The 19,310-nt window shown below is 73.2% G+C and carries 18 protein-coding genes; 7 read left to right on the top strand and 11 right to left on the bottom strand.

The window, feature by feature from the left end:
- Positions 1 to 654, bottom strand: a complete 654-nt coding sequence (locus CNQ36_RS29355; protein WP_004924460.1) for a response regulator transcription factor — start codon at positions 652 to 654, stop codon at positions 1 to 3.
- Between the two features lie 450 nt (positions 655 to 1,104).
- Between CNQ36_RS29355 and CNQ36_RS34855 the strand changes: the two genes are divergently transcribed.
- The gene (locus CNQ36_RS34855) at positions 1,105 to 1,269 is read left to right on the top strand and encodes a hypothetical protein (RefSeq protein ID WP_163013388.1); all 165 of its coding nucleotides are present in this window, start codon (positions 1,105 to 1,107) and stop codon (positions 1,267 to 1,269) included.
- A 90-nt stretch (positions 1,270 to 1,359) separates the two neighbouring features.
- Here the strand turns inward: CNQ36_RS34855 and CNQ36_RS29350 are convergent, their stop codons facing one another.
- Positions 1,360 to 2,175 (bottom strand): inositol monophosphatase family protein, encoded by an 816-nt coding sequence (locus CNQ36_RS29350; RefSeq protein ID WP_004924465.1) that lies wholly within the window; start codon positions 2,173 to 2,175, stop codon positions 1,360 to 1,362.
- An 8-nt stretch (positions 2,176 to 2,183) separates the two neighbouring features.
- Positions 2,184 to 3,311, bottom strand: coding sequence for a ferrochelatase (locus CNQ36_RS29345; protein ID WP_121548186.1), 1,128 nt, complete (start codon positions 3,309 to 3,311; stop codon positions 2,184 to 2,186).
- A gap of 172 nt (positions 3,312 to 3,483) precedes the next feature.
- Between CNQ36_RS29345 and CNQ36_RS29340 the strand changes: the two genes are divergently transcribed.
- From CNQ36_RS29340 to sepH, 3 genes are all read left to right on the top strand, one after another.
- Positions 3,484 to 4,722 carry an MFS transporter gene (locus CNQ36_RS29340; protein ID WP_121548185.1) on the top strand — a complete coding sequence of 413 codons (1,239 nt, stop codon included), beginning with the start codon at positions 3,484 to 3,486 and terminating at the stop codon, positions 4,720 to 4,722.
- The gene (locus CNQ36_RS29335) at positions 4,682 to 6,001 is read left to right on the top strand and encodes a D-arabinono-1,4-lactone oxidase (protein ID WP_121548184.1); all 1,320 of its coding nucleotides are present in this window, start codon (positions 4,682 to 4,684) and stop codon (positions 5,999 to 6,001) included. The genes CNQ36_RS29340 and CNQ36_RS29335 overlap by 41 nt, the downstream gene beginning before the upstream one ends.
- Positions 6,002 to 6,403: 402 nt before the next feature.
- Positions 6,404 to 7,453, top strand: a complete 1,050-nt coding sequence (gene sepH, locus CNQ36_RS29330; protein WP_004924475.1) for a septation protein SepH — start codon at positions 6,404 to 6,406, stop codon at positions 7,451 to 7,453.
- Between the two features lie 92 nt (positions 7,454 to 7,545).
- Here the strand turns inward: sepH and CNQ36_RS29325 are convergent, their stop codons facing one another.
- Positions 7,546 to 8,397 carry a sulfurtransferase gene (locus CNQ36_RS29325; RefSeq protein WP_121548183.1) on the bottom strand — a complete coding sequence of 284 codons (852 nt, stop codon included), beginning with the start codon at positions 8,395 to 8,397 and terminating at the stop codon, positions 7,546 to 7,548.
- A gap of 209 nt (positions 8,398 to 8,606) precedes the next feature.
- On the opposite strand from CNQ36_RS29325, the gene CNQ36_RS29320 reads away from it, so the two are divergent.
- Positions 8,607 to 9,410 carry a VOC family protein gene (locus CNQ36_RS29320; protein ID WP_121548182.1) on the top strand — a complete coding sequence of 268 codons (804 nt, stop codon included), beginning with the start codon at positions 8,607 to 8,609 and terminating at the stop codon, positions 9,408 to 9,410.
- Between the two features lie 19 nt (positions 9,411 to 9,429).
- On the opposite strand, the gene CNQ36_RS29315 is transcribed toward CNQ36_RS29320, so the two are convergent.
- Positions 9,430 to 10,020 carry a L,D-transpeptidase family protein gene (locus CNQ36_RS29315; RefSeq protein ID WP_121548181.1) on the bottom strand — a complete coding sequence of 197 codons (591 nt, stop codon included), beginning with the start codon at positions 10,018 to 10,020 and terminating at the stop codon, positions 9,430 to 9,432.
- Between the two features lie 248 nt (positions 10,021 to 10,268).
- Between CNQ36_RS29315 and CNQ36_RS29310 the strand changes: the two genes are divergently transcribed.
- A complete protein-coding gene (locus CNQ36_RS29310; RefSeq protein ID WP_228313098.1) occupies positions 10,269 to 11,231 on the top strand; it encodes a helix-turn-helix domain-containing protein in 963 nt (320 codons plus the stop codon).
- 1,080 nt (positions 11,232 to 12,311) lie between these two features.
- On the opposite strand, the gene CNQ36_RS29305 is transcribed toward CNQ36_RS29310, so the two are convergent.
- Entirely contained in the window at positions 12,312 to 12,722 is a 411-nt protein-coding gene (locus CNQ36_RS29305; RefSeq protein ID WP_121548179.1) for a PIN domain nuclease, read from the bottom strand.
- Positions 12,723 to 12,725: 3 nt separating this feature from the next.
- A complete protein-coding gene (locus CNQ36_RS29300; RefSeq protein ID WP_121548178.1) occupies positions 12,726 to 12,920 on the bottom strand; it encodes a type II toxin-antitoxin system VapB family antitoxin in 195 nt (64 codons plus the stop codon).
- Between the two features lie 247 nt (positions 12,921 to 13,167).
- On the opposite strand from CNQ36_RS29300, the gene CNQ36_RS29295 reads away from it, so the two are divergent.
- Positions 13,168 to 13,683: an NADPH-dependent F420 reductase gene (locus CNQ36_RS29295; protein ID WP_228313097.1), complete on the top strand. Its 516-nt coding sequence runs from the start codon at positions 13,168 to 13,170 to the stop codon at positions 13,681 to 13,683.
- 16 nt (positions 13,684 to 13,699) lie between these two features.
- Here the strand turns inward: CNQ36_RS29295 and CNQ36_RS29290 are convergent, their stop codons facing one another.
- From CNQ36_RS29290 to CNQ36_RS29275, 4 genes are read right to left on the bottom strand one after another with little or no spacing between them, the layout of a single operon-like run.
- Positions 13,700 to 14,884 (bottom strand): vWA domain-containing protein, encoded by a 1,185-nt coding sequence (locus CNQ36_RS29290; protein ID WP_121548177.1) that lies wholly within the window; start codon positions 14,882 to 14,884, stop codon positions 13,700 to 13,702.
- A gap of 11 nt (positions 14,885 to 14,895) precedes the next feature.
- Positions 14,896 to 16,101 (bottom strand): sigma 54-interacting transcriptional regulator, encoded by a 1,206-nt coding sequence (locus tag CNQ36_RS29285; protein ID WP_121548176.1) that lies wholly within the window; start codon positions 16,099 to 16,101, stop codon positions 14,896 to 14,898.
- Positions 16,098 to 17,999, bottom strand: coding sequence for an ankyrin repeat domain-containing protein (locus CNQ36_RS29280; RefSeq protein ID WP_121548175.1), 1,902 nt, complete (start codon positions 17,997 to 17,999; stop codon positions 16,098 to 16,100). Before CNQ36_RS29280 ends, CNQ36_RS29285 begins: the two co-directional genes overlap by 4 nt.
- Complete coding sequence (locus CNQ36_RS29275) at positions 17,996 to 19,129, bottom strand: leucine-rich repeat domain-containing protein (RefSeq protein WP_121548635.1); 1,134 nt, start codon at positions 19,127 to 19,129, stop codon at positions 17,996 to 17,998. The genes CNQ36_RS29280 and CNQ36_RS29275 overlap by 4 nt, the downstream gene beginning before the upstream one ends.
- Between the last annotated feature and the right edge of the window lie 181 nt (positions 19,130 to 19,310).

Raw genomic sequence — 19,310 nt, 5'->3', positions numbered from 1 at the left:
TCAGATCCGGTATCCGGAGCCGGGCACGGTCACGATGACCGGCGGCTCCCCCAGCTTGCGGCGCAGGGTCATCACGGTCACCCGCACCACGTTGGTGAACGGGTCCGTGTTCTCGTCCCACGCCTTCTCCAGCAGCTGCTCCGCGGAGACCACCGCGCCCTCGCTGCGCATGAGCACCTCCAGCACGGCGAACTCCTTCGGCGCCAGCTGGACCTCCTTGCCGTCGCGGAAGACCTCGCGGCGGTTGGGGTCGAGCTTGATCCCGGCACGCTCCAGGACGGGCGGCAGCGGCACGCTGGTACGCCGTCCCAGGGCACGCACGCGGGCGATCAGCTCGCTGAAGGCGAAGGGCTTGGGCAGGTAGTCGTCGGCGCCGATCTCCAGGCCCTCGACGCGGTCGCTGACGTCGCCGGACGCCGTGAGCATCAGCACCCGCGTGGGCATGCCGAGCTCGACGACCTTGCGGCATACGTCGTCGCCGTGCACGAGCGGGAGGTCGCGGTCGAGCACGACCACGTCGTAGTCGTTGACGCCGATGCGCTCCAGGGCGGCCGCACCGTCGTACACGACGTCGACGGCCATGGCCTCCCGGCGCAGTCCGGTGGCCACCGCATCGGCGAGCAGTTGCTCGTCCTCGACGACGAGTACGCGCACGTCGCTTGTCCTTCCTCATGTCCTGCCCCCCGGTCGGGCAGCGCCTCGGGGCGCACGCGGGCAGGGTTACCGGTGGGTGTGTTGGCCTCCATCCTGCCCTTTTCGGTCATAAGTCGGCTGTAAGACGGGGTGAGCGGCCAAGGGCGGGCGGGTGCCGGACCGGGAAACGTCCGGGCGAACGGGGCGGGAATACGAGATTTTCTCGCGCGGTTAGGTTTCCGCGGAAGGGAGCTTGGGGAGGACGGGTTTTACATCCCGCGATCACGCTCTGCACGTACCGCAGCACCATGCGGTGCGCATCAGTCCGCTTCCGCAGAGCGGGCGTGGATGTCCGGCACCGTCGCCGCCCGGCCGGGCGGCGCTGGGCATCTGCTTCTGACGTGATCGGCCCTTCCCGATCGGCACACCCCCGTGCCACCGACCCACCGACCCAGGACGAGGGGGCGCAGCATGGACGCATTCACCACGGGACTTCTGCAGCGCATAAAGGCGACCGAGTCCGACCTGTCGCGCGCCCGCGACGAGGGCGACGAGTTCCTCGTCGACGTGGAGCAGGGCGAACTCGACGACCTGCGTCGCCTCGCCGCCGAACACGGCGTGGAGGTCAGCGCATAGCGTCTGATCGGCCAGTAGAAGCGGGCCCCGGCGAATCCAGCGCCGGGGCCCGCTTCTTCTGTTCGTCCGTCGTCCGCCTCCGCGGGCCCGTCAGTCGTGCCAGGCGCCGTGGTCCTCCAGGAGCCGCTGGAGCGGCTCGAAGACGCCCGGGGTGGCCGCGACCGTGAGGTCCCAGGACGGGCGGTCCCCGGGGCGGCCACCGGTCAGCGCGCCCGCCTCACGGGCGATCAGGTCACCGGCGGCGAGGTCCCAGGGGTGCAGCCCGCGCTCGTAGTAGCCGTCGAGCCGGCCGGCGGCCAGGTCGCACAGGTCGACCGCGGCCGAGCCGCCGCGGCGGATGTCCCGCAGCCGGGGGACGAGGTGGCGCGCCACCTCGGCCTGGTGGGCGCGGACCTCGGCGACGTAGTTGAAACCGGTCGAGACCAGGGCCTGGTCCAGCGGCGGCGAGGGACGGCAGGTCAGCTCGCGTTCGCCCTCCCAGGCGCCGGTGGCCCAGGCGCCGCCGCCGCGGACCGCGTGGTACGCCTCGCCGCGCATGGGCGCCACCACGGCCCCGGCCACGGTCTCGCCGTCCTGCTCGGCGGCGATGGAGACCGACCAGGTGGGCAGGCCGTACAGGTAGTTCACGGTGCCGTCGAGCGGGTCGATCACCCAGCGGATGCCGCTGCTGCCCTCGGTGGAGGCGCCCTCCTCGCCGAGGAAGCCGTCCTCCGGGCGGCGTCCGGCGATCAGCGTGGTGATCAGCTTCTCGGCCGCGAGGTCCATCTCGGTGACGACGTCGATCGGGCTGGACTTGGTCGCGGCGACCGCCAGGTCGGCGGGGCGGCCGTCCCGCAGCAGCTCGCCCGCGCGAGCGGCCGCCTCCCGGGCGAGCTCCAGCAGTTCCTGGTGCAGGGGGTCGGTCACGGCGCTCCTCACGCGTAGGGGCTGTCGGCGCCCGCTGCGGCGGGGCGGGGGGCGCGGGCCGGGCAGCAGCCCACCGGGCAGAGGTCGTGGCTCGCGCCGAGCGCGCCCAGGGCGCACGGCGTGACGTCCTGACCGCGCTCGGTGGCGGCGCGTTCCCCGATCAGCTCGCGGATCGCGGCGGCGAACCGCGGGTCGGCGCCGACGGTCGCCGAGCGGCGCACCGGCAGCCCCAGCTCCTCCGCCTTGGCCTTGGCCTCGGTGTCGAGGTCGTAGATGACCTCCATGTGGTCGGAGACGAAGCCGATGGGGGCCATGACGACGGCCGGGACGCCGGCCGCGTGCCGCTCCTCGAGGTGGTCGCAGATGTCGGGCTCGAGCCAGGGGATGTGCGGGGCGCCGGAGCGGGACTGGTAGACGAGCTGCCAGGGGTGGTCGACGCCGGTGCGCTCGCGGACGGCGTCGGCGATCAGCCGGGCGACGTCCAGGTGCTGGCGGACGTAGGCGCCGCCGTCGCCGTGCTCCCCGGCCGGGCCGGAGGTGTCGGCGGCGGCGGTGGGGATCGAGTGGGTGCAGAAGGCGATGTGGGCGCCGTCCCGGACGTCCTCGGGGAGCTCGGCGAGCGACCGGAGGACGCCGTCGACCATGGGCTCGACGAAGCCGGGGTGGTTGAAGTAGTGCCGCAGCTTGTCGACCTTCGGCAGCTCCAGCCCCTCCTGCTCGAGGGTCGCGAGGGCGTCGGCGAGGTTCTCGCGGTACTGGCGGCAGCCGGAGTACGAGGCGTAGGCGCTGGTGGCGAGGACGAGGACGCGGCGGCGGCCGTCCCGGACCATCTCGCGCAGGGTGTCGGTGAGGTAGGGCGCCCAGTTGCGGTTGCCCCAGTACACCGGCAGGTCCAGGCCGTGCGCGGCGAAGTCCTCGCGCAGCGCGGCCAGCAGGGCGCGGTTCTGGTCGTTGATGGGGCTGACCCCGCCGAAGAGGAAGTAGTGCTGCCCGACCTCCTTGAGGCGCTCCGTCGGGATGCCGCGCCCGCGGGTCACGTTCTCCAGGAACGGGACCACGTCGTCCGGGCCTTCGGGACCGCCGAAAGAGAGCAGGAGCAGGGCGTCGTAGGGACTGGCATCGCGCACGTCAGGCATGTCCCGATCCTGCCACCCGTGACCGGCGGCCGGGACACGGGGCGGGGGGTGCGAGCGGCCCCGCCGCGGCTCGGCGCGGGGCAGGGGCGGTCACCACCGGTGCGAACGGGTGAACGCGCCGGTAATCTGTATCGACCGCGGTCGCACCTTACTGAGCCCTTCGGGAGATCCCGTGCCCAGCCCGTACAGCGCCCTGTTCGCCGCGCCCGGCAGCAGGGCATTCTCCGCCGCGGGATTCCTCGGCCGGATGCCGCTGTCCATGATGGGCATCGGCGTGGTGACGATGATCTCCCAGCTCACCGGGCGGTACGGGCTGGCCGGAGCCCTGTCGGCGACCCTCGCGCTGGCCGCCGCCGTGGCGGGGCCGCAGGTCTCCCGCCTGGTGGACCGGTACGGGCAGCGGCGGGTGCTGCGCCCGGCCACGCTGGTGTCGCTCGCCGCGGCGGCGCTGCTCCTGCTGGCCGCGCACTACGGCTGGCCGGACTGGGTGCTGTTCGTCGCGTGCGCCGGCATCGGCTGCGTACCGAGCGTCGGCTCGATGATCCGGGCGCGCTGGGCCGCGCTGTACCGGGGCACCCCGAAATTGCACACCGCGTACTCGTTCGAGTCCGTGGTGGACGAGATGTGCTTCATCTTCGGGCCGATCATCTCCATCGGGCTGTCCACGGCCTGGTTCCCGGAGGCCGGCCCGCTGCTCGCGGCCTGTTTCCTGGCGGCGGGTGTCTTCTGGCTGACCGCGCAGCGCGCCACCGAGCCGGAGCCGCATCCGCGCGATCAGCGGGGCGGCGGCACGGCGCTGCGCGCCCCGGGCCTGCAGGTGCTGGTCGCGACGTTCGTGGCGACGGGAGCGATCTTCGGCGCCGTGGACGTGGTCACCGTGGCGTTCGCCGAGGAGGAGGGGCACAAGGCGGCCGCCAGCCTGGTGCTCTCCGTGTACGCGCTGGGCTCGTGTCTGGCGGGCGTCGTGTTCGGGCTGCTGCACTTCGCGGGGGCGCCGGAACGTCGTTGGCTGCTGGGCGTTTGCGCCATGGCCGTGAGTATGATCCCACTCCTACTGGTCGGGAACCTGCCGTTGCTGGCCGTGGCGCTGTTCGTTGCGGGTCTGTCCATCGCACCCACGATGATCACGACGATGTCCCTCATCGAACAGCACGTACCACGCACGCAGCTCACCGAGGGCATGACCTGGGTGAGCACCGGGCTCGCGGTCGGCGTCGCGACCGGCTCCTCCGCGGCCGGCTGGGTGATCGACGCGGCCGGGGCGCGCGCCGGGTACGGGGTTCCGGCGGTGTCCGGGGCCGTCGCGGTCGCGGTCGGGTTCCTCGGGTTCCGCCGGCTCAAGCGGCCGGCTCCGGGTCGGGGAGGCTCCGTTGGGCAGCACAGCGAGCGCGAGGAACGGCACATGGCGTAACTGGGGCGGCACCGTCTCCGCCCGTCCCGCCCGGGAGGTCGCGCCCGCCTCCGTCGACGAGCTGGCCGCCGCGGTGCGCCGGGCCGCCGAGGACGGCATGCCGGTGAAGGCGGTCGGCACCGGGCACTCCTTCACCTCCATAGCCGCCACCGACGGCCTGCTGGTCCGCCCCCACCTGCTGACCGGCATCCGCGACATCGACCGGGCGGCCGGCACCGTCACGGTGGAGGCCGGCACCCCGCTCAAGCGGCTCAACGTGGCCCTGGCGCGGGAGGGCCTGTCGCTGACCAACATGGGCGACATCATGGAGCAGACGGTCTCCGGGGCCACCAGTACCGGCACCCACGGCACGGGCCGCGACTCCGCCTCCCTCGCCGCCCAGATCCGGGGCCTGGAACTGGTCACCGCCGACGGTTCGGTGCTCACCTGCTCGCCGGAGGAGAACCCGGAGGTCTTCGCGGCCGCCCGGCTGGGCCTCGGCGCCCTGGGGATCATCACCGCGATCACCTTCGCCGTGGAACCGGTCTTCCTCTTGGCGGCCCGCGAGGAACCCATGCCTTTCGACCGGGTGTGCGCGGAGTTCGACCAACTGCATGCCGAGAACGAGCACTTCGAGTTCTACTGGTTCCCGCACACCGGTAACACCAACACCAAGCGCAACAACCGCAGCGCGGGCCCGGAACGGCCGGTGCCGCAGCTCAAGGGCTGGTTCGAGGACGAGTTCCTCTCCAACGGCGTGTTCCAGGCGGCCAACTGGGTCGGCCGCGCGGTGCCCGCGACCATTCCGGCCCTCGCCCGGATCTCCAGCAGGGCGCTCTCCGCGCGGACCTACACCGACATTCCCTACAAGGTGTTCACCTCGCCGCGCCGGGTGCGCTTCGTGGAGATGGAATACGCCATTCCACGCGAGGCCCTCGTGGACACGCTCCGGGAACTGAAGGCCATGGTCGACCGCTCCCGGCTGCGGGTGAGTTTCCCGGTCGAGGTGCGCACCGCCCCGGCCGACGACATCACGCTCTCCACGGCCTCCGGCCGGGACACCGCGTACATCGCCGTACACATGTTCAAGGGAACCCCCTATCAGGGGTATTTCACGGCGGCCGAGCGCGTCTTCACCGCGCACGACGGGCGACCCCACTGGGGGAAGATCCACACCAGGGACGCCGAGTACTTCTCAAGGGTGTATCCGCGTTTCGCGGAATTCACGGCGCTCCGGGACCGGCTCGATCCGGAACGCCGGTTCCGCAACGACTACTTGCGCAGGGTTCTGGGGTCGTAGAGGATTCGTTCCGATTCCGGTGGTTGCGTGAACTTCCCCACGTTCAAGATCGGGGAGACCGGGTAACCATGTCCAAGTCCCACCTCTTGCCAGAAGTCAGGGCGGCGCGCCAATCCACGCACGTGGCCCAAATGGAGTACTGTTGCGAGCCCTGGGTCCGGTCTCCCGTCAGGGTGCCCGAGACCTTGAGGACCGCCGGGAGGGGGCTAGTTGCACAAGGTGACGCGGTTTGTCACTGAGCGTTGCGAACAGGTAACCGTGCCATAACGGCGTTCCAGGGCCCGCGCCCGACACGCCGGGCAACTCGGCAAGGTTGTGGCAGGCTGCACCCGGGCAGGCCACACTCGACTAGCGGAAGCAGCGACGCACGTGACGTCGGCAGGCACCACCCGGGAGGTCCCCATGCCCGAACTGCGTGTCGTGGCCGTCTCGAATGACGGCACACGGCTTGTGCTGAAGGCTGCGGACAGCACGGAGTACACGCTTCCGATCGACGAACGGCTCCGGGCCGCCGTGCGCGGCGACCGTCCCCGCCTCGGCCAGATCGAGATCGAGGTGGAGAGCCATCTCCGCCCCCGAGACATCCAGGCGCGTATACGAGCAGGCGCGACCGCGGAAGAGGTCGCCCAGATGGCCGGCATCCCCGTGGACCGGGTACGCCGCTTCGAGGGCCCCGTCCTCGCCGAGCGCGCGTTCATGGCCGAGCGGGCGCGCAAGACGCCGGTCCGCAGACCCGGTGAGAACTCCGGCCCCCCGCTGGGCGAGGCCGTACAGGAGCGGCTCCTGCTGCGCGGCGTCGACAAGGACACCGTCCAGTGGGACTCCTGGCGCCGCGACGACGGCACCTGGGAAGTGCTGCTGGTCTATCTGGTCGCGGGCGAACCGCACTCGGCGAGCTGGACGTACGACCCGCCCCGGCGGCTGGTCCAGGCCGTCGACGAGGAGGCGCGCTCGCTGATCGGCGAGTCCGACGACCTCGCCGCGCCCGAGCCCAGCTTCCCGTTCGTGCCGCGCATCGCCCGGCTGCCGCGGGACCGCCCGCTCGACCGTCCCGGCGACCGCGACCGCCCGAGCCTGCCCGCGCAGGCGTCCGAGCCCGACGAGGAGTCCCTGACCGCCACGGCGTCCGGGGAACGGGACTCGCTGACCAGCCTGCTGGAGGCGGTGCCGAGCTTCCGGGGCGACCTGGTGGTTCCCGAGCGCGCGCCCGAGACCGCCGCCGAGGAGCCGGATCCCGAGCCCGAGGCGGAGGAGCCGCCGGCCCCCGCGGCCTCGGCCGGATCGGCCTACGCCGATGTGCTCATGCCGCGTTCCGTCACCAGTCACCGGGACCGCCTCATCGGCTCCACCGACCGTCAGGCCGAGGCGGACGGCGTCCGTCCGGGCCGTCGCGCGGCGGTGCCGAGCTGGGACGAGATCGTGTTCGGAACCCGGCGGAAGAACAAGGAGTAACCCCTTCGAGCGGTCCGTATCCACGGCCGGTTGACGTGATGCGAGGGGCGCTCGCCGTGCGGCGAGCGCCCCTTCGTATGCCCCGGACCGGTCTACTGCGGGTCCGGCCCCACCGCGACCGGCCGCCCGGGGTCGGACGACCACTCCGACCAGGAGCCCACGTACAGCGCCGCCGGAATGCCCGCGACCGCCAGCGCCAGCACCTCGTGCGCTCCGGAGACGCCCGAGCCGCAGTACACGCCGACCGGCGAACTCTCCGACACGCCCAGTTCCTTGAAGCGGGTGACCAGTTCGGCGGCCGGCCGGAACCGGTTGCCGGCGCCGACGTTCTCCGTGGTGGGCGCCGAGACCGCGCCCGGGATGTGCCCGCCGACCCGGTCGATCGGCTCCACCTCACCGCGGTACCGCTCCCCCGCGCGGGCGTCCAGCAGCACCCCCGAGCGCGCCAGTGCGGCCGCGCCGTCCGCGTCCAGCAGCCCGGTCTCCCCCGGCTCCGGCAAGAAGTCGCCCTCGGCCGGCGCCGGCACCGAGGTCTCCAGCGGCCCCTGCCAGGACGGCAGCCCGCCGTCGAGGACCCGCACGTCCGGGTGGCCCGTCCAGCGCAGCAGCCACCACGCGCGGGCCGCGCCCCAGCCCATGCCGCCGTCGTACACGACCACCGGCGTCCGGGACGACACCCCCGCCCGGCGCATCGCGGCCCCGAACACCCCGAGGTCGGGCAGCGGATGGCGGCCGTGCGCGCCCGGCGCGGACGCCAGTTCCTCGTCCAGGTCGACGAAGACGGCGCCGGGAAGATGCCCGGCCAGGTACGCGGCCCGTCCGTCGAACGGCGGCTCACCGGCCGCCCGGGCCACGCTGAGCTGCCAGCGGACGTCGAGCAGCACCGGAGGGTTGGCGCCCGCCAGGGCGCTCGCGAGTTCGGATGCGTCGATGATGGCGTTCATGGCCACCATCCTCGCGCACGGGCCGGCCGAGTCGTCCGCGTCCGGCTACTCTGCTCGGCCGAGCAGGAGCGGTCACGAGGCGTACGGTATCGGGCACATACGGTGTCGGCGGCGGCGAGGGAACGATCCGCCGGGCGGATGCGAGACGGCCGCCCCACAGGGGCGGGAGGACCACGGCCACCACACACGCGGCCGAGAAGAGAGTGACGATGACCGACGCACGGGGGAACTCCCGCCCGAACGGCGGGGTACCCGCCCGGCACACGCCCGGCACACCCTGCTGGGTGAGTCTGATGGTGCACGGGCTGGACGCCACCGAGGAGTTCTACGGGGCGCTGTTCGGCTGGGAGTTCCGCCCCGGACCCCGGCAACTCGGCCCCTATGTGCGTGCCCTGCTCGACGGGCGTGAGGTGGCCGGCATGGGGGTGCTGCCGCCGGACCGTGATCTGCCGGTCGCCTGGACCCCCTACTTCGCCTCCGACGACGTGGACCTGACGGCCGACGCGGTGCGGTCCTGCGGCGGCACGATCGGCGTGGGCCCGCTGGACGCCGCCGACGCCGGCCGGCTGGCGGTCGGCCTCGACCCGTCCGGTGCGGTCTTCGGCATCTGGCAGCCGGAGGCGAGCCCGGGCACCGCCGTCACCGGAGTGCCCGGCACCCCCGCCTGGAACGAGCTGACGACGTTCGAGTCGGCCCGTGTCGCCAAGTTCTACGCGACCGTGTTCGGTTACGACGAGGAGCCGGCGCCCTCCGTGGACGCCGGCCACGTCACCCTGCGCCTGGGCGGCCGTCCCGTGGCCGGCGTCCACGGCGTGGGCGGCGCCCTCCCCCGGGAGCGGGGCCCGCACTGGACGACGTACTTCACGGTGTCCGACACCGACGACGCGGTGGACCGGGTCCTCCGCCTGGGCGGCCGGCTCCTCACCCCGGCCCACGACACGGCCCACGGCAGGGCCGCACTGGTGGCGGACCCGGAGGGGGCGCGGTTCGCGGTGGTGGGGAGCCCGCGTTGACACGCGGGCTCCCCGCGGTCTACTTGACGACGTACAGGGTCTTCGGCCAGCCGTAGCGCTTGGCCTTGGCGAAGAGGTCCTTGATGTCGGCCGGCTTCAGCTTGACGCAGCCGTTGGAGTAGTAGTCGCCCGTGCCGTCCCAGCGCTCGGACTCGATGGTGCCCTGCTTGCCGTTCGGCTTCATCTCGCTGTGCACGAACAGCTCCGTGCGCTTGGTGCCCTTGCTGCACTTCTTGTCGGACAGCTTGATGACGTAGCCGTTGATGATGCCGTCGAAGTCCGTGCGGTGGAACTCGATGTCGTACTTGCCGTTCTTCGTGGTGGTCCCGGGCAGCCATCCCCTGCTGACGGCGCACTCGTCCCGGCTGCCGTTGCCGGAGCCGGCGCGGTACTTGGCGACGACCTTGTCCTTGGCGTTGGCGACGCTCTTCATCAGGCAGAGCTTGGAGTTGATCGGGTTGGACGTGTTCTTCTTGAAGTACAGGTAGTAGCTGCTGCCCGCCGCGTGCGCGGCCGGGGCGGTCGCGGTCGTGGTGACGGCGAGGCCGCCGACGAGGGCCGTGGCGAGGGCGAGGGGAGCGATGCGGGTACGCAGACCGTGCGTGGACATGGGAACGACTCCTTCTTCCAGGTTGGTTGGGTTGCCGCGCCGGATTCCGGTCCACCCCCGTGGGTCCGGTGTGCGGCGGCAGCACCAGAGTCTTGGCAGTGGGCGGCCGTCCGGCAACGGTTTGCGGTGTCCGGGACAGACGGAGCCTGTCCGGCCTGGTCAACGGCGCGCGCGGACGGTGCGGCCGGGCTGTCCGATAACCGCCGGACACCGGTTGCCCGTTGTGCCGGGTGTGCTGGAATGACCTCATGGTCGTCTCGGGGGGCGTGGATCCCGCGGAGGCACGGACGGCGCGCGAATACGTCGCCCTGCTGCGGGAGCTCAAGGAGCACAGTGGGCTGACCTACCGTCAGCTGGAGCAACGGGCCGCCGAACGCGACGAGGTGCTGGCCCGCAGCACCCTGGCCGACGTCCTGCGCCGGGACGCGCTGCCGCGCGCGGAGGTGGTCGCGGCGCTGGTCCGCGCGTGCGGCGCCGAACGGGACGTGCCGGCGTGGCTCGCGGCCAGGGAGCGACTGGCGGCCGGGGACGCGGGAACGGATCAGGAGCTGCCCGGCACTTCACCGGAATCGGCGGGTGCCGGTCGCGGCAGGACCGCCTTGACCGCCACGGTCGCCTCCCTCGGCACGGTGGCACTGCTCGTCGTCGGCGCGGTGATGCTGCTGCCGCAGGACGAGGGGAAACCCACCGGCGGTACGACGCACGGGGAGGCGTCCACGACCCCGTCGGTCACCCCCGGCCCTGCCGTCGGCTTCTCACGCGTCCGCCCGGCACACGCCCCCGAGTTCTGCCTGACCGACGGGACCGTCCGCGCGGACGGCTCCGGCGAGTCCAAGCTGGTCGCGGTGCAGCGCCCCTGCGCGGAGGCCGTTCCGCCGCGCGTGCACCTCCACCGGGAGGCCGACGGCCTGTACCAGATCCGCTTCCACCACCCGCAGTTCGACAGCCCCGGCTGTCTCACCGTCCTGGACGACGGAGCGTTCAAGGGCACGCTCGAACCCTGGGACGACTGCCGGGCGGGTGGCGAATCCCAGTGGTTCCGCGCCGAGCGGGCAGACGGCGGCGACCGGTGGCGGTTGCACTCGGCCCAGGACGACGGGCTCTGCGTCGGCATCCGCGGGCGCGCGGAGGAAACGGGCGCGGCGGCCGTGGTGCAGCGCTGCACGGAACACGACGGCGACGACCAGGTGTTCCTGATCGAACGGGAGTGAGGACCGGCCGGCCGCACCGCCCGGGCCGAGTCCTTCAGCGGCCCCACACCCTCGGAACAAGTCTTGCTCGGGTCAAACCGGCTTCTGGAGATGGTTCTGGCACCGCACAACAGCCCGGCAGAACATCGTTCCCCTCCCCCGTCCGCCACCCGCCCGACGTGAACAGGAGGGTCCGTCGATGGGCCGCCGTTCCCCGCTCGCCCACGCACCCCGTCCCACCCTCAAGGGCCGTCAGCGAGTGCACTTCGACGGCGCGGTCAAGGCCGTCTGCCGGACACCGATCGTCCTCGCCACCGGCGAGACCGGACTGCGCGCCCACGCCTACCCGCAGTACCTCACCGCACCCCGCGTGCGCGTGGTCGTCACCGAACTCCGGGCCGTGTACTGGGGACTGAGGCGGATCCTCGCGGCGCATCCCGGATGGCCCGTCAAGGTCCGCGTCGACAACCTCGACGCCCTGGACCTCCTGCACGAGTGGCAGCGCGGGGGCTACTGGATGCCGGACGGCTACGAGACCCGGCTGCGTTCGCAAGGCCGCTCGCCCAGCCTCGTCAAGCTGCAGATGTACGCCGAGTACACGCCCGACCTCACCTTCGTCCACGAGAAGGCCCACGTCGGCGACCCGCGCTCGGCCTGCGCTCCGTGCGCGGCCGGGTGCCGGCGGACGAGATACCCCCGCTGGTACCGCTCTGGGCGAGCGGGGCGCTGGCCGAGTACCGGCGCGGCCGGGGCTGAGCCCCGTATCCGCTCGCCGCGCCCTCCTCCCGCCACACCTCCGCGCCCTCGTGCCGAAAGGAAGTTTGTACGATGTCCTCCCCCGAGCAGCAGCTCACCCCTCCCCCGGCCGAGGCCCTCGAAACGGACCGGGCCACGGCCGAGGATCCGGCCCCCGCGTCCGCCGAGCAGCGGCAGCGGCCGACCGGGGACGGCTGGTGGAACGACGACGGGGCCGGCCGGACAGCGGCGGGGGGAGAGGTGAGGCGGGATGCGTCGGTCCGGCCTCGGTGGAGCGGAAACTCTGACGCCGCACGACCGCGAAAACCCTGCCGGTTCTTCTCGGAGGGCGGCAGAGCCCGACGGTCAGTCGGCGGTACCGGCAGGGGCGACCCATTCGTGGGCCTGGCCGGTGAGCTTGGCTATCTGCTCGTAGTCCTCGTCGTAGTGCAGGACAGGAACCCCGTGGCGCTCGGCGGTGGCCGCGATCAGGAGATCCGCCATCGACAGGGCCCGGTGGTTTCCCGTACGAGTGGCCTGGGCCTGGATCTCCTTGGCCCGGCCCCAGCATTCGTCCGGGCAAGGCAGGTAGTCGAAACCAGCGAGCCAGTAGCGGAGCTTTTCCGCTTCCGCCGGGTTGCGCGCCGAATAGAGGATCTCCATCTCGACCGCTCCGGTCACCGCGAGAAGGCCTCGCTGGATGAGCGGGTCCAGGACGCCCCGGACAGCCGGCTTCGCGCGGCGGGCCAGAGCAGACTTGTCGATCAGGTAGCGCACAGATCAGCCAGCCTTCCGCGCATCGTATGTCAGGTCGATCTCCCCGCTGTCGATGGCGTCCATGAACGCCATGCGGCGACGCAGCTTGACCGCTTCGTCTATGGCTCGCCTGACAGCCGCGGCCTTGCTCTTGACGTTGTAGAGCTCCATCAGCTCAGCAGTGGCCTCGTCATCGAGATCGATCACCGTACGCGACATGGCAGATACCCCTACGTATGATTGAGTACACCTAAACGATATCGTTCCCTGCTGCAACATGATATCTCAGGTCCTCTTCTTCGCTGCGGCCGGCCATACGGCGATGCCGAGCCGCGGCCCGCGCCGGTGCGAAGCGACCGCCCAGAGATTCCGCAGAACTGTTCTGCCCCTTCGAGGCCACGCCCATGACGACTGACATCCTCAACACTCGCGAAAAGCCGCTGATTTGGCACACCCGGCCTCGACGATGACGACGACGGCCAGAACAAGTGAGCCGTGGACGGCGATCGGCTGCGCAGGCGCGTGCGGACACCCCATCACGGGGTCAGGCGGCCGGGCCTCCGACTCAGCGCCCGCCGCCGCGTGGGCCGGGGCGCTGGCGGGGAAGGTCGTCGTCGACATCTCCAACCCGGTGGACTTCTCCACGTTCGACTCGCTGGTCGTGGAACCCGGCACCTCGGCCGCCGAGCAGATCGCCGCCGCCGCGCCCGGGGCCCGGGTGGTCAAGGCCTTCAAAACCACCTTCGCCGGGCCGCTGGTCGCCGGTGAGGTGGCCGGCCGGCCGCTGGACGTGTTCGTCGCGGGGGACGACGACGACGCGAAGCGGTCCGTCTCGGAGCTCGTCTCCTCGGCGGGGCTGCGCCCCCTGGACGTGGGGCCGCTGCGCCGGGCGCGCGAGCTGGAGGGCTTCCAGTTCCTGCACATGGCGTCGCAGGAACGGCTCGGCCTGAACTGGTCGAGCGCCCTCGCGATCCTGCCCTGACCGCCCGCGCCGGCCGTCAGCCGGTGACGCGCACCGTCTCCACCCAGGCCGGTGGACGCGGCGCCCCGGCGCCGATCAGGGCGGCGATGAGGCGGCACGACGGGGTCTCGGCGGGCCACGGGGTGAAGCCGTCGGTGAGGACGATGACGATGCCCGGGCGGTCGCGTGCCGCCAGGGCGGCGTCGATGCCGACGCGCATGTCCGTGCCGCCTCCGCCGCCGAGGGTGACCTGTTCGGTGGAGGTCACCCGGGACACGGCGTGCACGTCGGCGTCGCAGGCGAGGACGGTGACCCGGTTGCCCCGCACGCCGACCTCGCGCAGTACGCCCGTGACCTCCCCCAGCGCGGCCGCGAGTTCGTCGTCGCCCATGGAGCCCGAGGTGTCGACGACGACGGCCACCCGGGGCAGCGGACGGCGCAGACTGGGGAGGACCACCCCGCGCAGTGCCGGGGTGCGGCGCGACGGGCGGCGGTAGGTGTAGTCGACGGCCCCCGCGGCCCATGCGGCGGCCTCCCGGACCGCGCCGGACAGCGCCTGCCGCCAGTCCACCGTGGGTTCCAGCACCTGCTCGGCCCAGCGCCGCCAGCCGGCGGGCAGATTGCCGCGGGCCCGCTGGTGGGCGCGCATCGCGTCGGCGGTGTGCCGGCGCAGTGCCTGGGCCTCTGCCTCGCCGAGCGCGGCGGGGCCGGCGGATCCGGGGAGTTCCCAGGGCGCCGGGCGGCCGTGGGCGCCCGAGCCGCAGTCGTGTTCCCGTACGTGCGGGGGCAGCCCTTCCAGGTACACCTCGAACAACTGCCCGTCGGGCAGGCCGTAGAGGCGGGGCTCGACGCGTCCGGCGGGCAGGCGCAGTCCGTCGGCGAGGAGGTCGTCGTTGATCTCGCAGTCCTGGGCGACGTTGACGCGGTACCGGTCGCGCTGGTCGGCGGCGGAGAGCCGGCCGGCCCGGCCGTGGTGGTCGCGCAGCAGGTGCGCCACCTCGTGGATCCACACGCCCGCGAGTTCCTCCACGGGCGTCGCGTCGACGAAGGCGGGTGACACGTAGCAGCGCCAGTGCCGGTCCACGCCCATCGTCGGGACGTCGGCGCTGGGGACGACGGTGAGGGCGTACAGGGCCGACGCCAGATAGGGGCGGTCGCTCGCCGCGCGGTAGCGGGCGGCGAGCAGTCTGGTCGTGTCGAGGCCGCCGCGGGGATCCGTCATGCCCGTCGGCCTCACCGGCTGCCGGGCAGGGCCCCGGACATCTGCAGCAGCTCCAGGAATCCGTCGATGCCGGGCGGTACGGGCCAGTCGAGCCGGCGCATCGCCGCGAGGTCGGTCGCGGCCCGGGCGGCCACGTCCGGTACGCCCGCGTCGACGGCCTTGGCGAGGACCGCCCAGCCGGCCTCCCAGCGGGGCCGGGTGACATCGCTCTGGATGGCGGCGACCACCGCGATGAGGAAGGCCAGCTGCCGGTCGCCGCGCTCGGGCAGGGCGAACGCGTCGGGGTCGGCGAGGACCCGCTCGGGGTCCGGCAGGTCGAGGTGGTCCAGGTACGACAGCAGTTCGATGCCCGCGCCGTCCCCGACGGCTCCGGTGAGCGCGGCGGCGGTGGCCTCGCGCCCGGCGCCGGTCGCGTACGCGGTCGCGAGCAGCCGCAGCGCCATCTCCCAGGTCCGCGGGGACGGCCAGGACCGGCCCCGGCTCTCGGCGTCGGCGGGCAGGTGATGGACCAGTCCCGGCCGGGCGGTGAGGAAACCGGAGACGGCGCCGCGGGCCCGGGCGACGGCACCGGGCACCCTCGCCGGATCGACCGCGGGGACGGTCACCTCCGGCCAGGTGCCTGCCATGCCCCGGGCGACCGTGGCCGGGTCGTGGGTCCAGTCGAGGTGGACGAAGCGGTTGGCGAGCGGCGGGCTGAGGTGCCAGCCGTCCGCGGCGCTCGACGGCGGGTTGGCGGCGGCGACGATACGCACCGCGTCGGGCAGGACGAGGCTGCCGACCCGGCGTTCCAGGACGACGCGCAGCAGCGCCGCCTGGACCGCCGGCGGAGCGGAGGACAGCTCGTCGAAGAAGAGCAGGCCGTGTCCGGCGTCCCTGAGCCTGACCGCCCAGTCGGGCGGGGCCATGGGCACGCCCGTGGCGGCCGGGTCGTCCCCCACGATCGGCAGGCCGGCGAAGTCCGACGGTTCGTGCACGCTGGCGATGACCGTCTCCAGCGGGAGGCCGAGTCCGGCGGCGAGCTGTTGCAGGCCGGCCGACTTGCCGATGCCGGGCTCGCCCCACAGCAGCACCGGCTGATTGGCCGTCACGGCCAGTGCCAGCGCCTCCAGCTGGGAATTGACGGCGGCTTCGGTGCGGTGCGTGCGGAGCCTGGCGGCGAGGTCGTCCGCGGCAGCCAGCGGGTTCGGACCGGAGCGGGAAGTGGGCGCGGTGTTCAAAACGGCGGTTCCTTGCTGTACTCGCGTGGCGCGTCCGGCACTTCGAGCTCGGCGGGCTCGTCCAGCTCGGTTGGCTCGTCCAGCTCGGTTGGCTCGTCCGGCTCGTCGGGCTCGTCCGGCTCGTGGTCGTCCGCGTCGCGCTGCTCCTGGCGGTCCATCCACTCGTCCCACCAGTCGGCGCCGATGCCCGGGTGTTCCTCCTGTACGCGCTCCCGGAGGGAGCGCAGGTCCGCACGCCTGTACCGGCGGATGACCTGGGCCAGCGACAGCTCCGACTGGTCGATCACGTCGATCCTGGCACCGGCGGCGAGGAACGCCTCCACGAGAGCTCGGGATCCGCCGTCGTTGACCGCCACGAACAGCGGTGTGCGCTCCCGCTGGTCCCGGGCCTCGAGGTCGAGCCCCGCGGCGAGCAGCCGGGGCAGCAGCGGCTCGTGGTCGAGCTGGTGGAGCACGTGCAGCAGTGAGCGCCCGCAGGCGTCGCGGACCCGGGGGTCCACGCCCGCGTCCAGCAGTTGAAGCACGCCCTCCGTGTCGCCGTGCTGGGCGCGCAGGAACAGGTCCTGCCGCTGGGCACGCAGCGCCTTCGGCAGCCGGCCGCTCCCCGACGCCCAGGTCTGCTCGACGGCGAAGCATCCGGCGACGTCTCCGCCGAACGCGCGCAGGGCGCGCTCGCGCTGCTGCTCCTGGTCGCTGTGCGGCATGCGCAGCAGACCGCCCGGGCGGAAGCCCACCTCGTGCCATTCACCCCGGCAGCGCACCCGGACGGGCGCGGGGACTCCGGGACCCGGCGGACCGCCGGGGGCTCCGTCGGCGGTCCGGAGGGCGGGGAACAGTGCCTCGCGGACCAGCGGGTGCAGGTGCCGCGGTTCGACTCCGCCGACGCGCAGCAGATCGAGGTCGGGGAGCCTGCGCCAGAGCGCTTCGGCCAGGAAGGGCAGGTCCTTGGCCTCGTCCTGGTCGACGACCCTCACCCGCAGCCCGGCGGGGGAACCGGGAGCCGTGGGCTCCAGCAGGACGCAGGCGCGCCAGTCGCCCGCGAGGACGAAGCGCTCGCCGACGCCCGCGTCCGCCAGCCGGCGGACCTCCGCCTCCAGACGGGTGTGGTCGAACGCGAGCCTGCGGAACATCCGTTGCGGATCGGCCCGGTACCACCGGGGGCTGCTCGGGTGCGTCGGATCGGCCTCGATGCCGGCTGCGGCGAAGGCCGCCTCGAACTCGCCCCTGTGGTGCAGCAGGGTCGCCCATTCGGCGCGTGCCGCGGCGTCGCCGGGGCCCGGATCGGCCGCGGGCAGTTCGTCCGCGCGGCGCGGGCTGCCGTCGGGGTGGAAGAAGGGCGGCCGTTCGCCGGCTCCGCCCCTCTCGCGCAGACCGGCGGTGTGCCGGGCGTCCCACAGGTGCCGGGCGTACCGCCAGTCCTCGGTCCGGCGTCCGAAGACGCCGGCGGTCTTCTCGTCCGCGACCCTCCGGAAGCGCAGGGTGATCCGCTGCGGGCCCTCCAGCATGGCGGGCGTGGTGAGGTGCAGGTACGGCGCGCGGCGGGGTCGCCCGGCCGCCGTGACGGGGTGGTAGCGCGCGAGGACCACGGTCCGGTCGGTGGCGAGGGTGGTCCATCCGCCCAGCGTCCGCGGCAGGTGCCAGCGCACCAGGTCCGGGACGAGATGGCGCAGGTCGTCCTCCAGCGCCGCGGCGACGTCGTCGCCGTACTCCCCGGCGACCTCGGACAGCTCGAAGTCGATGTCCACGTGCGCCGCCGCGCACGCTCCGCGCCAGTCGCCCGCCGAGCGGCGCTCGGTCGCACGCTCGATCATCCCGCGGGGCACCGCGTAGCGGCGGATCCGCCGCCGGCTCGACGCTTCGTCCGGTGGGAAGCACAGGAAGTCGGGGCGGGGGCTCACCGGTAGACGCTCCCTATCGCGCGCAGGTCGGGGTGGGTTCCGGTGCCGGGCCGCAGGCGCCGGGTGAAGGACCGCTTTAGCTTGCGGGGCAGTCCGGGCCCCAGACCGACGTACTCCAGCGGGGAGTCGTGCGGCACGGCCGCCAGCAGCGACTTCGCGCCGCGCCCGGTGAGGCCGGTGTGGCGCAGTTCGAGCCGGCGCAGCGGGCTGCCCTCCAGCGCGGCGGCCAGCGCGAGGGCGCCGTCGTCACCGGTGGCGTTGGCGGGGGCGCCCAGGCTGCGCTCGGACATCGGCCGCCCCAGGTCGAGCGTCTCGATGCCGTCGAGGGCGCCGGCGAGGGCGCGCGCGCCGGCGGGGCCGATTCCGTTGCCGCCGAGTCCGAGGCGTACCGGCCGTCCGGGGTCGGCCGCGGCGGCCAGGACGGCGGCGCCTTCGTCGCCGAGGTGGTTGGCGGGCAGGTACAGCTCCCGTACGCCCGCGTCGCGGATCAGCGACGCCAGCGGGCCGGCGGCGTCGGCGGTCAGGCCGTTCCCGCCGAGGAAGAGGCGTTCCACGGGACGCGGGCGGTGGGTGAGGGCGTCGAGGAGGGCGCGCAGGCCGTCGGTGGTGACGCCGGTGTTGACCAGGTCGAGGGTGCGCAGCGTGGTGTTGCGGCGGAGCATCGCGGCGAGCGCCAGGGCGCCCTCGTCGCCGACCGGGTTGCGCTTGAGCCACAGGGCGCGGACGGTGCTGTCCGCGGACAGCGCGTCGGCGAGGGCCCCGGCGCCCTCGGGGCCGATGCGGTTGCAGCCGAGGTAGAGGGTGTCCAGGCCGTGGCCGTCGGCGAGGGAGCGGGCGACCGTCGACGCCCCTTCGTCCCCGATGGCGTTGGTGCCGAGCAGGACGTGCCGGGCGTGCGGCGAGGAGGCGGCGACGGGCATCAGCCGGGCGGCGCCGGCCGCTCCGAGCCCCTGCTTGCACAGGTCGACGCGTCCGTCCGCGCGGAGGGTGCCGAGGGGGAAGGTCTCGTCGTCCTCCACGGCCCGCGCCGACCTCAGCCGGTCCAGCAGGGGGTCGAGCCCGGCAGGGTCGCTGATCGGGACGTCCGGGTGCTCGATCACCGGACAGCGCACGGGTGTCGGCCGCGTCATCACCACTCCACCGGGTCCGTCGCCGGTGTCCGGCTCGCCGGGGACGGCATCGCCCTCCGCCCGGCCAGGACGGACCGACGCCAATCGTTCTTCCTCCACGACATGAGCGGCAAGACCGGTCGGATTCGAACCGACGTCCTCCAGCTTGATGCTCGGGCGCGACGACCTCTGCGCTACGGCC

This window comes from Streptomyces fungicidicus (genome assembly GCF_003665435.1).
In the GTDB taxonomy this organism is placed as follows: Bacteria; Actinomycetota; Actinomycetes; order Streptomycetales; family Streptomycetaceae; genus Streptomyces; species Streptomyces fungicidicus.
This window is presented reverse-complemented; position numbering and strand designations above follow the sequence as displayed.

Coding starts and splice junctions, on each gene's coding strand:
- sepH (WP_004924475.1), top strand. CDS start 6,404: ATGCCCGAACTGCGTGTCGTGGCCGTCTCGAATGACGGCACACGGCTT.
- CNQ36_RS29275 (WP_121548635.1), bottom strand. CDS start 19,129: ATGACGCGGCCGACACCCGTGCGCTGTCCGGTGATCGAGCACCCGGAC.
- CNQ36_RS29325 (WP_121548183.1), bottom strand. CDS start 8,397: ATGAACGCCATCATCGACGCATCCGAACTCGCGAGCGCCCTGGCGGGC.
- CNQ36_RS29310 (WP_228313098.1), top strand. CDS start 10,269: ATGGTCGTCTCGGGGGGCGTGGATCCCGCGGAGGCACGGACGGCGCGC.
- CNQ36_RS34855 (WP_163013388.1), top strand. CDS start 1,105: ATGGACGCATTCACCACGGGACTTCTGCAGCGCATAAAGGCGACCGAG.
- CNQ36_RS29345 (WP_121548186.1), bottom strand. CDS start 3,311: ATGCCTGACGTGCGCGATGCCAGTCCCTACGACGCCCTGCTCCTGCTC.
- CNQ36_RS29320 (WP_121548182.1), top strand. CDS start 8,607: ATGACCGACGCACGGGGGAACTCCCGCCCGAACGGCGGGGTACCCGCC.
- CNQ36_RS29290 (WP_121548177.1), bottom strand. CDS start 14,884: ATGACGGATCCCCGCGGCGGCCTCGACACGACCAGACTGCTCGCCGCC.
- CNQ36_RS29315 (WP_121548181.1), bottom strand. CDS start 10,020: ATGTCCACGCACGGTCTGCGTACCCGCATCGCTCCCCTCGCCCTCGCC.
- CNQ36_RS29295 (WP_228313097.1), top strand. CDS start 13,168: ATGACGACGACGGCCAGAACAAGTGAGCCGTGGACGGCGATCGGCTGC.
- CNQ36_RS29300 (WP_121548178.1), bottom strand. CDS start 12,920: ATGTCGCGTACGGTGATCGATCTCGATGACGAGGCCACTGCTGAGCTG.